The sequence below is a fragment of the Pleomorphochaeta sp. genome, assembly GCF_050031695.1.
Lineage (GTDB): Bacteria > Spirochaetota > Spirochaetia > Sphaerochaetales > Sphaerochaetaceae > Pleomorphochaeta.
On the sequence record NZ_JBNAIC010000060.1, the window covers coordinates 1 to 15,710 of the forward strand.

General features: G+C 26.7%; 19 protein-coding genes. 16 read left to right on the plus strand and 3 right to left on the minus strand.

Annotation, left to right across the window (positions count from 1 at the left end):
• A partial coding sequence (locus ACPKM0_RS10175) for a DUF6796 family protein (protein WP_472475626.1) occupies nt 1-599 on the minus strand: 599 nt, incomplete at its 3' end.
• Nucleotides 600-799: 200 nt separating this feature from the next.
• Here ACPKM0_RS10175 and ACPKM0_RS10180 point away from each other — a divergent pair.
• On the plus strand, nt 800-2,338 hold the full coding sequence (locus ACPKM0_RS10180; protein ID WP_472475628.1) for a diguanylate cyclase: 1,539 nt from the start codon (nt 800-802) through the stop codon (nt 2,336-2,338).
• Here the strand turns inward: ACPKM0_RS10180 and ACPKM0_RS10185 are convergent.
• Nucleotides 2,335-2,766, minus strand: coding sequence for an Rrf2 family transcriptional regulator (locus ACPKM0_RS10185; protein ID WP_472475630.1), 432 nt, complete (start codon nt 2,764-2,766; stop codon nt 2,335-2,337). The two genes, ACPKM0_RS10180 and ACPKM0_RS10185, sit on opposite strands and share 4 nt — an antisense overlap.
• A 182-nt stretch (nt 2,767-2,948) precedes the next feature.
• Here ACPKM0_RS10185 and ACPKM0_RS10190 point away from each other — a divergent pair, with 182 nt between their 5' ends.
• The 6 genes from ACPKM0_RS10190 to ACPKM0_RS10215 all read left to right on the plus strand — a co-directional run bounded on the left by ACPKM0_RS10190 (nt 2,949) and on the right by ACPKM0_RS10215 (nt 6,335).
• Nucleotides 2,949-3,233 (plus strand): putative quinol monooxygenase, encoded by a 285-nt coding sequence (locus tag ACPKM0_RS10190; RefSeq protein WP_472475632.1) that lies wholly within the window; start codon nt 2,949-2,951, stop codon nt 3,231-3,233.
• A 15-nt stretch (nt 3,234-3,248) separates the two neighbouring features.
• Nucleotides 3,249-3,791 carry a nitroreductase family protein gene (locus ACPKM0_RS10195; RefSeq protein ID WP_472475634.1) on the plus strand — a complete coding sequence of 181 codons (543 nt, stop codon included), beginning with the start codon at nt 3,249-3,251 and terminating at the stop codon, nt 3,789-3,791.
• Nucleotides 3,792-3,908: 117 nt separating this feature from the next.
• Nucleotides 3,909-4,430 (plus strand): nitroreductase family protein, encoded by a 522-nt coding sequence (locus ACPKM0_RS10200; protein WP_472475635.1) that lies wholly within the window; start codon nt 3,909-3,911, stop codon nt 4,428-4,430.
• Between the two features lie 41 nt (nt 4,431-4,471).
• Nucleotides 4,472-4,981, plus strand: coding sequence for a methyltransferase family protein (locus ACPKM0_RS10205; RefSeq protein ID WP_472475637.1), 510 nt, complete (start codon nt 4,472-4,474; stop codon nt 4,979-4,981).
• 9 nt (nt 4,982-4,990) lie between these two features.
• On the plus strand, nt 4,991-5,371 hold the full coding sequence (locus ACPKM0_RS10210; RefSeq protein WP_472475639.1) for an ACT domain-containing protein: 381 nt from the start codon (nt 4,991-4,993) through the stop codon (nt 5,369-5,371).
• A gap of 118 nt (nt 5,372-5,489) precedes the next feature.
• Complete coding sequence (locus ACPKM0_RS10215) at nt 5,490-6,335, plus strand: ADP-ribosylglycohydrolase family protein (protein WP_472475641.1); 846 nt, start codon at nt 5,490-5,492, stop codon at nt 6,333-6,335.
• Here the strand turns inward: ACPKM0_RS10215 and ACPKM0_RS10220 are convergent.
• Nucleotides 6,329-7,525 carry an MFS transporter gene (locus tag ACPKM0_RS10220; protein ID WP_472475643.1) on the minus strand — a complete coding sequence of 399 codons (1,197 nt, stop codon included), beginning with the start codon at nt 7,523-7,525 and terminating at the stop codon, nt 6,329-6,331. The two genes, ACPKM0_RS10215 and ACPKM0_RS10220, sit on opposite strands and share 7 nt — an antisense overlap.
• A gap of 216 nt (nt 7,526-7,741) precedes the next feature.
• Here ACPKM0_RS10220 and ACPKM0_RS10225 point away from each other — a divergent pair, with 216 nt between their 5' ends.
• From ACPKM0_RS10225 to ACPKM0_RS10265, 9 genes are all read left to right on the plus strand, one after another.
• Nucleotides 7,742-8,653, plus strand: a complete 912-nt coding sequence (locus ACPKM0_RS10225; RefSeq protein WP_472475645.1) for an aldo/keto reductase — start codon at nt 7,742-7,744, stop codon at nt 8,651-8,653.
• Between the two features lie 88 nt (nt 8,654-8,741).
• On the plus strand, nt 8,742-9,038 hold the full coding sequence (locus ACPKM0_RS10230) for an ArsR/SmtB family transcription factor (protein WP_472475647.1): 297 nt from the start codon (nt 8,742-8,744) through the stop codon (nt 9,036-9,038).
• A gap of 40 nt (nt 9,039-9,078) precedes the next feature.
• A complete protein-coding gene (locus ACPKM0_RS10235) occupies nt 9,079-9,357 on the plus strand; it encodes a thioredoxin family protein (protein ID WP_472475649.1) in 279 nt (92 codons plus the stop codon).
• Between the two features lie 9 nt (nt 9,358-9,366).
• Nucleotides 9,367-9,870: a nitroreductase family protein gene (locus ACPKM0_RS10240; RefSeq protein ID WP_472475651.1), complete on the plus strand. Its 504-nt coding sequence runs from the start codon at nt 9,367-9,369 to the stop codon at nt 9,868-9,870.
• A gap of 10 nt (nt 9,871-9,880) precedes the next feature.
• Nucleotides 9,881-10,279 carry an arsenate reductase ArsC gene (locus tag ACPKM0_RS10245; protein WP_472475653.1) on the plus strand — a complete coding sequence of 133 codons (399 nt, stop codon included), beginning with the start codon at nt 9,881-9,883 and terminating at the stop codon, nt 10,277-10,279.
• A 357-nt stretch (nt 10,280-10,636) separates the two neighbouring features.
• Nucleotides 10,637-11,899 (plus strand): ABC transporter substrate-binding protein, encoded by a 1,263-nt coding sequence (locus tag ACPKM0_RS10250; RefSeq protein WP_472475655.1) that lies wholly within the window; start codon nt 10,637-10,639, stop codon nt 11,897-11,899.
• Between the two features lie 60 nt (nt 11,900-11,959).
• Nucleotides 11,960-12,826, plus strand: a complete 867-nt coding sequence (locus ACPKM0_RS10255; RefSeq protein ID WP_472475657.1) for a carbohydrate ABC transporter permease — start codon at nt 11,960-11,962, stop codon at nt 12,824-12,826.
• A 12-nt stretch (nt 12,827-12,838) separates the two neighbouring features.
• Nucleotides 12,839-13,696: a carbohydrate ABC transporter permease gene (locus ACPKM0_RS10260; RefSeq protein WP_472475659.1), complete on the plus strand. Its 858-nt coding sequence runs from the start codon at nt 12,839-12,841 to the stop codon at nt 13,694-13,696.
• Nucleotides 13,697-13,700: 4 nt separating this feature from the next.
• Nucleotides 13,701-15,710, plus strand: a complete 2,010-nt coding sequence (locus tag ACPKM0_RS10265) for an alpha-glucosidase (RefSeq protein WP_472475661.1) — start codon at nt 13,701-13,703, stop codon at nt 15,708-15,710.

Genomic DNA, 15,710 nt, shown 5'->3' on the forward strand with positions numbered 1-15,710 from the left:
GGGAAAACTTTTAAACCTAGTAAACAGATAATTAAAAACACTAATGGATTTAAAATTGCATTCCATCTTTTTAATTTACTTTTACCACTTATTATATAAAAAAATAAAATACTTGGGCTTATAATCCAAGTAATCAAATAATGGAAAATAAAAACAATTAAAATGCTAGAAGTTAACTCATTAGCTATAAGATTGTTGAGAAAGTTAATATCTATATTATTAACAAGACCATAGTTATAAATAATTGGGAAATTACACATCACCCCATGAATAAGAGGGGAGCCCATAATAGTGCCGTAAGAGAATAGTATTAATATGATAGTTGCTATTTTTTTATTAGTCTTTTTTATAACTTTATATACCAGAAAATATCCACAAATATAAAAGGGGATAAAGAAAGCACATAGATTTAGTGATAGAGAAAATCTCCAATTAGACATTTCTATCCAAGATGGTTCAACAATACTTGAGACTGAGATCCCATATTCAGGATTAAATTCAAGTAAAAAATCTGCAACACATAAAGCAAATGCTGAAATTATAGCTATAATTCCAAGTATATGATTAATTTTAGTTTCTTTTTTTATTAAAATATTCATTAAATATATCCTTTATCTATAAGGATATAACCAATAAAAATATATTGTCAATAATATAATATTTATACTAAGTAATTATTATATTATTTTTAATAATATTAAGATTAGTTTTTATTCAAATAAATAAACTTGCTTTATTAGATACCTTAATTTATTATCTAAATTAGAAAACTTCAAAAAAACTAATTTAAAGGGGATCTATGAATAAATTATTAAAGAAAAGAATTTCGAGAATTAAATATTTAGCTTTTGCATTAATTGTTCTAATCAGTATTTTTTTATTGTCTATAATAATATTTGAGAAAAATGAATATAATAATAGGTTAAACTATTTAGAAAGTGAAGTAATACATAACTTTGAAGAAGAGTATGAAATAGTATTATATTCATATAGGCAATTATCAAATTCATATTATGCTAATATAATTAATAATTCGAGAATATTAGAAATAATGCATGAAGCAAATAATAGTAATACTGAAGATCAAGCTAAATTAAGAAATGAATTAATAACATTAGTTCAAGGTGATTATGATAATGCGTTATTAGCAGATTTTAGACAGTATCACTTTGTTTTAAATAATAATGAAAGTTTTTTGAGAATGCATAAAAAAGAGAAATTCGGTGATGATTTAAGTGATGTTCGCTATACTGTAAAATATGTTAATGAAACTGGGAATTATATTGAAGGCTTTGAAGAAGGCAGAATTTTTAATGGTTATAGATTTGAATACCCATTATATTTTGAAGAAGAATTAGTAGGTTGTGTTGAAATAAGTATGTCTTTTGAATCTATTTCTAATATGATGAAAAAGTTATTTAATACAAATACTATATTTTTAATGAAGAAAGAAATTGTTGATGCAAAAGTATGGGAAGAAGAAATAGCCCTAAATTATTCAATTGTTGAATTTAGTGACAATTATTATGTTGATAATAAAACAATAAATGATTTAACAACTGAATCGCTAATGAATATTAGTGATAAAGGTGAAATTACTCGAATTTTAGAAAATGATCAAACTTATAATATTCATTCTAAAATTGGGGATTTAGATTATTGTAATGGTTTTATATTAATAAGGAATGTAGAAGATATACCTGCTGCTTATTTAGTTTTTACTTCTAGATGTGATACCATATATGATTTAAATCAAGCATATATTTCTAAAATATTATTATTTACATTCTTATGGGTTTTATTAATTATAATCATAATAATAATTGTACAAAATAGGATAAAGATAGAAAAAATCACATCTCATGATGAATTAACAGAAGCATATAATAGAAATCTGTTATATAAAAACTTACAAGAAGAAATAGCCTATTATAATAAAAAGAAGATTCCTTTTTCTGTTATATTAGTTGATGTTGATGATTTTAAACAAATAAATGACAAATTAGGGCATTTAAGTGGAGATAGAGTTTTAAGAAATATAGTTGAAATATTTGATAATATATTAACTAAAAAAGGATATATTTTTAGATATGGTGGTGATGAATTTTTAATAATTTTAAACTCTACAAATAAAGAAGAATCTATTAAAATTGCTGAGGAATTAAAAAAAGAAGTAAATACAAGAATAATATTAGAGGATAAACCAGTTGGACTCAGTATGGGTTTAGTATTCTATGAAGATAGTATTAAAACTCCTGAAGTATTAATTAATAGAGCAGATAAATGTCTTTATAAATCTAAAGAGTTAGGCAAAAATCAAGTTTATTATAAGTGTTAAATCACTAAGAATTCATCTGTTTCCTTTAATAATGTATCTAATGTAGTAGATTTCATTTCATTGTCCATTGCAATTTGAATTTTTTCTAAATGCGAATCAAGAACTGTGTGAATGTTTTTGCCAACAGGGCATTCACAGTTCGGATTTGGATGGAAATTAAAAAAATTGTCATCAACTGCATGAACTGCATAAAAAATATCATATAAAGTAATTTCGTTTGGATCTTTTAATAAAAAAGCACCACCAACTCCTGCCTTTATTTCTACAAGTTTAGCTTCTTTTAACTGTCCTAAAATTTTTCTAATAATTACAGGATTAGTGTTTGCACTTTTAGCAAGAAATGTTGAGGTAACTTTGATTTTCTCTGAAAATGAAGAAACACAAAGCATTATATGTATTGCAAGAGTAAATCTTGATGTAATTTGCATTATAGACTCCTTAATTGAAATATATAAAATCGAAAACTATTAAGCAATATTTTTTTTATTTATTTTTGTTGTAACCATTGACATTACAACAACAAATTGTTATTGTATTTTTAGTTGTAACGGTAATTGTTACAACCAATTTACTATAGAAATTAATTTATGACAATTAGTGAGGGTTTAAGATGTTAACTTTAGTAGCTAATATTTATGCAAAAGAAGATAGTATTGAATTTGTAAAGAATGAAATATTAAAAGTAATCCCTAGTGTAAGGGCTGAAAAGGGGTGTGTAAATTATGATTTACATCAAGAAATTAACACGCCAAATATGTTTGTCTTATATGAAAATTGGGAGAGTAGAGAAGATTGGAATGCACATATGGATGCTAAGCATTTAAAAGCATTTCAAGAAGCTATTAAAAATTATGTAAAAGAAACAACTGTATATCAGTTGAATAAAATAAAGTAATAATTGGAGAATTAAATGGAAGCAATTGAGTTAATAAAATCAAGAAGAAGTGTTAGACAATTTAAAGATGAAGTTGTTAGTGAAGAAGTTATGAGAAATATTATGGATAGTGCACGTTTTGCACCATCTTGGGGTAATTTCCAAGTTGCAAGATATACACTAGTAAGTGATAAAGAAGTAATTACTAAATTAGCAAATGATGGTGTTAATGACTTTGTATATAATATTGGTACTTTAAAAAATGCTAAAAATGTAGCTGTATTAAGTTTTGTGAAAGGTAAAAGTGGAAAATTAGAAGGTGATGATTACGCAACTTCTAAGGCAAATGCTTGGGAAGTATTTGATGCTGGGATTGCTTGTCAAACTTTTTGTTTATCAGCACATGCCTTTGGTGTAGGAACTTGTATAATGGGTGTAATTGATGAAAAATCAATTTCAGAAATTGTAGATCTTCCAAAAGATGAAACAGTTGCAGCATTAATTGTTTATGGATACCCTGAAGCAGAAGTAAAAGCAACACCAAGAAAAGATGTTGATGAAATTACAAGATTTATTTAATATAATTAGTTAATAAGTAGTACCCCTTCTATATAATGAAGGGGTATTTTAAATTTGACTTATTATATTATATAAAGATAATATAAGTATAAAAGAATAATATGTAGAGGTATATTTATGAATTTATTTGAAGCTATAAATAAACGATATTCATATCGTGGTGAATTTATTAAGGAAAAATTATCTGATTTAGATATTGAGAAAATATTAAAGGCTGCTTTAGCTGCTCCTAGAGCAATGAATGTTCAATCAACTTCTTATGTTGCTGTCACAGATGAAAATCTGATTAATCAATTAGGTACTCTAATTAATAGAAATGGGACAAAGACTGCTCCTTTTATTCTAGTAATGCTTAGTGAAGATAAAAGCGAAAAAACTAATTTTAATTTTGAAGTAGAAAACTATAGTGCTGCTTGTGAGAATATTTTATTAGCAGTAACTGCTTTAGGTTATGCTACTGTCTGGACCGATGGAATTCTCAGAAATAAAGAATTAAATGATGGAGTAAGACAAATATTAAATATACCAAGTGGTAAAACAATAAAAGCCGTATTGCCTATTGGAAAGCCTTTGACTGAAGGGCCTTATAAAGAGAAATCTAAAATTGAAGAAGTTGTAGTATTTAATAAATTTAAATAGAGATACTTTTTTCAATATTTTTTTTCTGATAATATTATTATATGAAATCAAAGAAAACGCATTTACCTGTTTTTGGTATAGGACCTATATTTATTGTTAGTTTATTTTTAATTACCTTTATTTTTACATTGATTAATTATTTAGGTTATTTAGATTTATTTATTATAGATAAATATAGGTTTCTGTTTTTTTTTGTTGGTAGTTTGTTAATTATAGAAGGACTTTTTATTTGGATTTGTGCAGTATTTTTTAGTAGAATTGATAAAAATATAAAACAAAATAAATTAGTAACTAGTGGTGTTTATAAATATGTAAGAAATCCTATATATTCTGCTTTTATTTTTCTTTTTAGCGGGGTTTTATTTATAAATCATAATTATTTGCTTTTATTAATTCCTTTTTTATTTTGGCTTTCATTAACTATAATTATGATAAAAACAGAAGAAAAATGGTTAATTGATAAATATGGTAAAGAATATACAGACTATTGTAAAAAAACAAATAGATGTATTCCCTTTTTCCCCAAAAAATATATAAAAGAAAATAATTAGGAGTAAATTTTGAAAATTCGTGTAAATAGAGATGATTATGCTATTTGTAGATTATCAAGTAATGAGGATATACCTTCATGGTGTAAGATTGAAGATTTTGTAACAATAACTAAAACAGAAGATGAATTATCTCTTGTTTTAAAATCTAATCAAATACCAGACAATATCAAATGTGAAAAAGGTTGGAATATATTAAAAATTGTAGGTCCCTTAGATTTTTCTTTAATAGGGATATTATCTAAATTAAGTACAATATTAGCAGATAATAATATTGGTATATTTGTTATATCAACATTTGATACTGATTATATATTAATAAAGAAAGAGAATACAAATAATGCTATTAGAGTATTAAGTGAAAAGGGTTATTTGTTAGAAGAAAAAGAATAATTGATTACAAATTTGAAATATAAAATCCAATAATTTTTTATTCTTTTTATTAAATGCATCAATTATATGTTGTTCTGTGAGAAATCTAGATTTATTATATAAATGTGAGGAGGGGCTTATGATTGGTGCAATTGTAGGGGATATTGTTGGATCTCGTTTCGAATTTAATAATAATAAAAGTAAAAATTTTGAATTGTTTTCTGAAAATTGCCATATTACTGATGATTCAATATTATCATTAGCCGTTGCTAAGGCAATTATGGAGAGTGAAAAAATAATCAAATATTCACTTGCTTCTCATTTTGAAAATGATGAATATTGTAAGTTACTAAAAGAGCAAACTGTAAAATATTTAAAAGAATTTGGTAAAAAATATCCTAATTGTGGCTTTGGTCAAATGTTTTATGATTGGGTTTTTCACCATAATAGTAATCCTTATAATAGCTATGGAAATGGTGCGGCAATGAGGATAAGTCCTGTTGCATATTTTGCTAGAACAATTGAGGATATCTATAAATTATCAAATTGTGTAACATCAGTTACTCATAATCACAGTGAAGGTTTAAAAGGAGCTCAAGCTGTAGCTGTTTCAATATTCTTATGCCGTTGTGGATTACATAAACATGAAGTTAAAAAAAGAATAGAAGAGAATTATTATGATTTAAACTTTACTATAGATCAAATTAGAGATGACTATATTTTTAGTTCTAAATGTCAAGATACTGTTCCACAAGCAATTGTAGCTTTTTTAGAATCTACAAGTTTTGAAGATGCAATTAGAATTGCAATATCACTTGGTGGAGATAGTGATACAATCGCAGCTATTACAGGTTCAATTGCTGAAGCTTTTTATAATGTTCCAAAAGATATAGAAGATAAGGCTTTATCTTATTTAGATAATGATTTAAGGCTAATATATAAGGATTGGACTAGTTTTGTTAAACATAAAAATTGTGATTATTGATTATTTTTATTAATATTAATAATTAATAAAGAGTTAATTATTACGAAAATTGTACCAATTATTGCAAGTACAGTAAATGCTTTATTTAATGAATATATATCTCCTATTTTACCAATTAATGGGAATATAAAAATCATGAAAAAACTAAATATCATACTAGCAAAAGAGAGAATAGTTGCTCTATTGTTACTAGGGATAAGCTTGTTAATGTAGTCACTCATTGCAACATATATAAGGCTTTCTACAATCATCATAATTATATAAAAGATGTAGGGATAAGGTGTTAAGGCTATAAACCAAATACAAATAACACTGATTATTGGCATTATTAATAAAATACCTTTTTCTTTAATAACTTTTTCAACTTTATACGCTTTTGAACTTGCTAAAGCTTCAAATACAGCTGAAATAGCAAATAAAGAACCAATAAAAAATTCATCATGGTTATTATTTTTTAAATAGTTTTGTAAATAGAAAAATAAGGTAGTACCTAAAGCTAAAATGATTTGTGTAAATATAATAAAAAAGCCTATTTTTTTATTATTATTAATTACTTTAATACTTTGAGTGACTTGAACTTTCATTATAATAAAAGGATTTTTAGATTCAATTGATTCTTTTTTTATTGAAGGTTCTTGAAATTGTAAAGATTGAAGTATTGTTATCAATATAAATACCATAGTTAAATAAAAAACATATTTATAATCTATTGTAGCTAAATACCCTCCTAATAATAATGCTATAATTTGAGATGCTTGATATGCCATTTCTTGCCTACCGGAAATTTTCATATAATCTTTATCTTCATTTAATTCTTTTAGTGAATCATATATTAATGCTTCGCCTGCTCCTGACTCTAAGTTATAAGAAAGCGCTGTGAATATGAAAGAAAGGGCAAAGAAATAAAAACTATTGGCAAATAATAAAAGGATGATACTAACTAAAGCACAAATCCTTCCTATAATTCTACTAGTTTTTCTGCCATAAATATCTGCGATTATACCGGTTGGAACTTCCATCAAAAAAGAAGTGATATGGAATATTCCTTCAAGAATCCCTAGCTGTACTAAGCTCATTCCTTTCATCGCTAAATAAATCATCCATAGTCCATGGGTAAGATTTAAATTAGAGAGAAAGATAAATATATAATTATTAGGTACATTTTTTTTTAATCGTTGTCTATATTCCATTATTTTTTCCTAGTTTTGAAAGTATATTTTAAAATTAATATATATGCAAATAATTGATGAGGGGTAAAAAATTTTAATGATATATCTATTACTATTAATTATGGATTTTTTGAAAAAGAAAGTTAATAAGAAATATCTTAAATAAAATACTAAAATGTAAAATATTAGTATGATATAATACATTACACATTTAAAAAAAAGGAGAGAAGAAATCTTATGGATATTAAATCTTATAAAAAAGAAGTGCCAAATATTATTGTTGGTTGTATGCGAATTAACACAAAAACCGATAAAGAAGTTGAAACTTTAATAACAACTGCTTTATCTTGTGGCTTAAATTATTTTGATCATGCAGATATTTATGGTAAAAATGAATGTGAAACAAAATTTGCAAAAGCTATTAAATCCTTAAATATAGATAGAGAATCAATTATTATTCAAAGTAAGGCAGCAATAAGACCTGGTATTTGTTTTGATTTTTCAAAAAAATATATATTAGAATCAATTGAAGGAAGTTTAAAAAGATTAAATACTGATTATCTTGATTTCTTTTTATTCCACAGACCTGATCCATTAATGGAAGAAGCTGAAGTTAATGATATATTAAATGAATTATTAGAAACTAAAAAAGTAAAAGCTTTTGGTGTAAGTAATCAAAATGCACATCAGCTAAATTATTTAAATAAAAGCTGTGGTGATAGATTTGTAATTAACCAAATGCAAATGAGTATCACAGATTGTTATATGATTGATAGTTTTTTAAATGTTAATATGAATAATGAATTAAGTGCTAGTAGAGATGGTGGAATGTGGGAATATTCAAAACTTCATGATACTACAATACAAGCTTGGTCACCTTTTCAACATGGTTTTTTTGATGGAGTGTTTTTAGATAATGATAAATTTGAGTTATTAAATGAAGAAATTGATAATTTATGTTACAAATATAATGTTTCAAATGAAGCTATTGTTGTTGCGTGGTTACTTAGACTTCCTTTAAAAATGCAAGTTGTAACAGGTACCACTAATAGTGATCGATTAAAAAGAATTTCAAAAGCTTCAAATCTAAGATTAACAAGAGAAGAATGGTATAGATTATATATGGCTGCTGGTAAAATTTTACCTTAAATTATTATTACGAATTGTTTATACATTGACAATCTTCTATGTATCCATTAGCCTATACATAGAAGATTTTCTATGTATAAGAGGCCTTATGAATTATAAAGAATTAAGTGAAGTGTTTAAAATATTATCTAATGCAAAACGTTTAGAAATTTTAGATATTATTTCGTGTGGGGAAGTATGCGCTTGTGAACTTCAGAAAAAATTTGATATAACTCAGCCAACACTTTCATATGATATGAAATTATTGAAAGAAGCCTCTCTTATAATTGAGAGAATAGATGGAAGATCTCATTATTATAAAATAAATGAAGATCATTTTCGAAAAATAGCAGAATTATTTACTGTGTTATCAAAAGAAAAAAAGGCTTGTTGTTGTAAAAGGTAATAAGTATCAAAAGAATAATAAATAAATTAATGAGGAAATTATGAAATTATTTTCAAAAAAAATTAGTGAAGACACTTTTTACAATCCAAATGCAAGAATTAAAGTATTAGGCTCAGGTTGTGCAAAATGTAAAACTTTAGAAAAAAATGTTAAATTAGCTGTAGAGAATTTAAAAAGTAATGATGAAGTTACACATTTAAAAGATATAGAAAAAATAATAGGTTATGGTGTGATGAGTACTCCAGCCCTTGTTATTGATGAAAAAGTAGTTTCTTCTGGTAAAGTTTTATCAGCAAAAGAAATTGAAAAATTATTATAGGATAAGCTTATGGACATAATTAATAATAGAAGAAGTGTAAGAAAATTTTTAGATAAAAAGGTTGAAGATGAAAAACTTATTACTATTTTAAAAGCTGCAATGCAAGCTCCATCTGCTTGTAACCAACAACCATGGGAATTTATAGTTGTAGAAAATAGTGAAAAGAAAGAGGCCTTATCTAAAACTAGTCCTCATACTAGTTTTGCAAAAAATGCTTCATCCATAATTGTTGTTTTATCTAAGAAAAATGATTTAAAAGCAGAAAAGTTTATAGATCAAGATTTAGGTGCTTGTATTGAGAACCTTTTATTAGAAACTGTTAATTTAAATCTTGGAGCTACTTGGATGGGAATTTATCCTATTCCTTCTAGAGTAGATTATGTTAAAAATGTGCTAGATATTAATAAAGAGGTTATACCTTTTGCTTTAATTGCTATAGGATATCCTTTAGATAATAAAGCTAATAAATTTATCAATCGTTTTGATGAAAGTAGAATTAAGTTTGTAAAATAGAGGAATTAAAATGAAAAAATATACCGTAGCATTTGTTTGTGTTCATAATTCATGCCGTTCACAAATGGCAGAAGCTTGGATGAAAGAATTAGGTAGTGATATTTTTGATGCATATTCAGCTGGAACAGAAAAATATCATGAAGTTAAACCGCTTGCTGTAAAAGTTATGAATGAAGAAGGAATTGATATGTCTTCTCATTATCCAAAATTGTTAAGTGAAATTCCATCAAGTGTTGATGTTTTAATTACAATGGGGTGTAATGTTCAGTGTCCATTTGTTCCATGTAAATTAAAAGAAGATTGGGGATTAAATGATCCGTCCGGCGGACCAATTGAGGATTTTAGAGAGTGTTCATCCTTAATTAAAGAAAAAGTAATTAATTTAATAAATATTTATAAGGCAAAATAACTTATCTTGTGAAAAAATAGATAAAAAAATATAAGTTTATATAAAATAGTCTATTTTTGTTAAGTAAAAAAGTTTTAATAAAAAATCAACAATCAGATTTTTACTAAATATATTTTTTTAAAATATAAAATTTAGTAAATCTGATTTTTTTATATATTTTCTTTTTATAAAAGGACTTAATACTAATATAAAATAATAATATTAATCTTTATTCTATTTATTTTAGCTCAATTTTGTGAAAAAAAATAATATTTGTAATAATTGAAATTATATGTTTTTTAATAAAAAAAAGTTGACATGTGGTAATTGATGTGTTTAACTTTCTTTATGAAAGAAATATAATAAAAGGAGATTATTATGAAGAAAAAACTTTTAGTTGCATTATTAGCAATGTTATTTATCGTTCCTTCTTTCGTTTTTGCAAACGGTCAAGCAGAAACAGCAGAAGAAAAAGAGGTTGAAATCAGATTTTCAACAATTTGGGTAGGAGCTGATACAAAAGCTGCACCTGTTAAAGAATTAGTTGACGAATTTAACGCTGCAAATACTGGAAAAATTAAAGTTGTAATTGAAGAAAATCCTGACCCAGATGCATATAGATCAAAAATAAATACAATGTTAGGTTCCAATTCTGCTCCTGATGTATTCTCATTTAATCCTGATCAAACAGCTTTTATGTTCTATGATAGTGATGTATTAATGGATTTTACAGAAGATTTAAAAGGGGACTGGAAAAATAGTTTTGTTGATGGATCTATTGATTCTGCAACAATTAATGGTATGACAAAATCTTTACCTTTTGAAATGGGATATACTCCTATTTGGTATAACATGGATATCTTTGAAGCAGCTGGTGTTGATGAAATTCCTGCTACATTTGATGAATTCTGGGATGCATGTGAAAAAATTAAAGCAGCTGGTTATACACCAACATCACAAATGACTGGTGGTACAAATGCTTGGACTTCAATGCTTTGGTATTGTCATATTTTAAATGCATTAGCAGGTCCTAATGTTTGGGAAAAAGATTTTGCAACAGATCCAGTATATGTAGAAGCAGCTGCAATCTTACAAAAAATGTATCAAGATGGAAATACAACAGTTGATGCTATTGGTGGAGATGCTGGTGTTTCTGGTGGTCACTTCTTAAAAGGCGATACAGCTATGTTTATTAATGGCCCATGGTATATCGGTCGTGTAAAAGGTGAAGCTCCTGAAGTATTTGAAGCTGTAGAAATTGGCCCAGGTCCTGGTGCTGAATATTCTAACGGTCAAGTTGGTTTCCCACAATCAAACTTAGTTGCTGCAAATACTGATGATCCTGTTAAGAGAGAAGCTGTTATTAAATTCATGAAATGGATGACAACTCCTGAAAATGCTGCAAAAATTTCTCAAGCTTCTGGTGCTATGTTAGCTGTTAAAACTCCTGGTGTTACAGGTAACAAAGTTCAAACACAATTCAATGAAGCTGTAAATGGTGCGTCATTTATTCAAACACACTTCCAATTCAACTTTGCAACAGATGTAATGGCTGAATTTGGTCAAGCTTTAGCTAAATTAGGTGCAGGTAAATCAACACCTGAAGAATTTGTGGCTCAAATTGCTTCAAAAATTCGTTAATATAGAATAATTATTGGGTCTAGATAAAAAATCTAGGCCCAAAATATAATGGGAGGTCATATGCATAATAAGAACGGGAAAATGATTTTTCTTTTTTTATTACCAGTATTAATTCTTTTTACTGCCTTTTTTATATATCCACTTACTTATGTTGTAGCTACTAGCTTTACAAAATGGAATGGTTTTACAACCCCTGAATTTATCGGTTTAGGAAATTATAAGTATTTATTTGCTGATGAAAATTTTAGATTATCTCTTAGAAATAATATAGTTTGGGCATTAGTCTTAGGCTTTGTTCAAGTCCCAATGGCTTGTATTATGGCTATGGTATTAGCAAGAAGACCAAAAGGATGGAAATTCTTTAGAACTGTTTATTTTTTACCAAATGTTATTTCTCAAGTTGCTCTAGCAATGATGTGGACCGCAATCTACAATGCTGAAAACGGTGTTTTAAATGCATTGTTAACTTTAGTTGGACTTGGTCACTTATCTAATAACTGGTTAGGTAATATGGATACAGCTTTCGCTGCTGTTATTTTCCAACAAGTTTTTTATATTGGGTACTTCATGATTGTTATTCTAGCTTCTAGATTAAGTGTTCCTGACTCTTATTATGAAGCTGCTGAATTAGATGGTGCAAATATTTTACAACAAGAATTTCATATTACGCTTCCTATGCTAAAACCAATTTTAGTTACTACAATAACACTAGCACTTGCTTATGGTATGAGACATTTTGAATCAACATTCTTAATGACTGGTGGTGGACCAGCTCATACAACATCTGTTATGGGAATTATGCTTTATACAGATATGCAAGCACTTCATTATGGTGAAGGTAATGCTATTGGAGCAACGCTTGTAATATTTGGTGGTGTTACAATTGGATTAATTCGATATTTTATGACTAGAAATAGTGAAAATTAGGAGATAGTAATAATGTCTAGTAAAGTAGTAAGAGAAAAATCTAAATTTGGATTTTTATCATCATTTTTAAAATGGTTTTATTTAATATTCTTTTTATTTATAACATTAGTTCCTATTATTTGGTTGATTATAACATCATTTAAATCAAATTTAGAATTTGAAACAGCCTCTGCATTTTCACTTCCAGAAGTTTGGAAATTTTCAAACTATGCTAATGCTATTAATATGAGTGGTCTTCCAAGATTATTCTTAAATTCAATAATTGTAGCTGTTTGTGCAACTGCAGTGAATTTAATAGTTTCTTCAATGGGAGCTTTTGCAATAGCAAGAGAAAAATTTAAGTTTAATAATTTATTATTATCAATAATTATGGCTGGAGTATTAGTTCCAATTATTGCTTTAATGGTTCCATATTTTAGATTAATTAATAATTTACATTTAATTGATAATTTAGGTGGATTGATTATAGTATATGCTGCTATTAACTTACCAATTTCTGTTTATTTGATTCATGGATTTATGTCAACAATTCCAAAAGAATTAGAAGAAGCTGCAACTATAGATGGATGTACTTTTGCTCAAAGATTTACAAAAGTTGTATTTCCATTATCTCAAGCAGGTTTAGCAACAGCTGGTGTGTTAATGTTTATTTATTGTTGGAATGAATTTACTTATGCAATGTTATTAACTAATAGTGTTAGAGCTAGAACTCTTCAATTAGGTATTAGATACTTTAAATCACAATTTGTTGTTGACTATACTAGTATGTTAGCAGCTATTGTAATAACAATGATCCCAACAATTGTTGTATATATTTTTATGCATGACCAAATTATTGGTGGAATGACAAATGGAGCTGTAAAAGGATAAGTTTATGATTGCTGTTAAAAATATTAATAATCAAGTAAGAATTTGTAATGATGATTTAGTTTTTGTAGAAAATGACATTTTTTTAACTTTGGGAGTTGGGGAAGCAGATATAGATATGCACCTTGGAAATTTCTTTATTGAAGATAATATCATTGAGTCTCAAGATTTTGATATTGATGATACAAAAGTTGAAAATAATGAAATACTTTTAAATTTTAAAAGTAAGCTAAATGAGAAAGCTCAGATAAAAATATTTGAAGAAAAAAATCTAATTAAAATAAAATTTGTTACAATTCCAGAAAGATATAATAGAATAACAGTAAAATTTAAAGCAGAAAAAGATGAAGCTGTTTTTGGTTTAGGTGAACAATTCTCTTATTTTAATTTAAGAGGGAAAAGTTTTCCAATTTTTACTCAAGAACAAGGTGTTGGAAGAAATAAAAATACTGAAATAACTCAACTTGCTGACAAATATATGAGAGGGGGTGGAGATTATTATACAACTTTTTATCCTCAACCTACTTTTGTTTCTTCTAAAAAATATTTTATGCATTGTGATACTTTTGCATATTGTAATTTTAATTTTGAAAATGAAAATTATCATGAAATAACTTTTTGGGAAGCTCCAAATGAAATAGTGGTAGGGGTCAGTGAAACATTAATAGAAACAGTAAAAAAATTATCTTCTTATTTAGGAAAACAAGATTTACTTCCAAATTGGGCTCTTAAAGGATTATCTTTAGGTGTTCAAGGTGGTAGTGATTATATAGTTGAATGTACTAAAAAAGCTAAATCCTTAGATTTAGATTTAAATAGTATATGGATACAAGATTGGGAAGGTGTTAATTATACTTCTTTTGGTAAGCGCTTAAGATGGGATTGGAAATGGGATGAAGAATTATATCCTAATCTCAAAAATATTATGTGTGACTTTGATAAAGATAATATTAAAGTCATGGGATATATTAACCCCTATGTTGTAAATGATGGTACCTTATGTAAAATAGCAAAAGAAAATAATTATTTAGCAAAAGACAAAGATGGGAATGATTATTATGTTGATTTTGGTGAGTTTAATTGTGGAATAATAGATTTTACGATTGATGAAGCTTATCAATGGTATAAAGAAGTAATTAAAGAAAATTTAATTAACTTTGGTCTAGCTGGATGGATGGCAGACTTTGGAGAATATCTTCCTACAGATTGTTATTTGAAAAATGGTGATGCTCTTGTTGAACATAATCGATGGCCAGGTTTATGGGCTAAATTAAATTGGGAAGCATGTAAAGAATCTAAAAGAGATGATTTAGTATTCTTTATGAGAGCTGGGAACTCAATGAGTCAAAAATATTGTAAATTAATTTGGGCTGGAGATCAAAATGTTGATTTTACAGTAGATGATGGTCTACCAAGTGTTATAACATCTGCGCTCTCTCTTTCAATGTGTGCTATGGGGTTACATCATAGTGATATAGGTGGATATACTACTTTATACACACTAAAAAGAAGTAAAGAACTATTGATAAGATGGGCAGAAATGGGTGCTTTTACTGCATTTATGAGAACTCATGAAGGAAACAGACCTGAGGTTAATCATCAATTAATGAGTGATGATGAAACAATATTAGCATTTGCATATTTAGTTAAAGTTCATAATAAACTTTTTGATTATTTAAGTTATTTAAATAAAATAAATCATGAAGAGGGTATTCCTATTCAAAGACCTTTATTCTTCCATTATGATGATGAGAGTTTTTATGATATTAAGGATCAATATTTATTAGGAGCTCAATTATTAGTTGCTCCACAAGTAAATGAAGGTAAGTATAGTCGAAAAGTTATTTTACCTAATGATAATTGGGTGCATATTTTTACTGGGAAAGAATATAATAAAGGAGAATTTGAAGTAGATACTCCTTGTTTAACTCCTGCAGTTTTTTATAAAAAAGGTTGTGAATTTGAATCTTTATTTAAAGAAATTATGGATATTGAAAAACCTTTAATTTCTTATTAA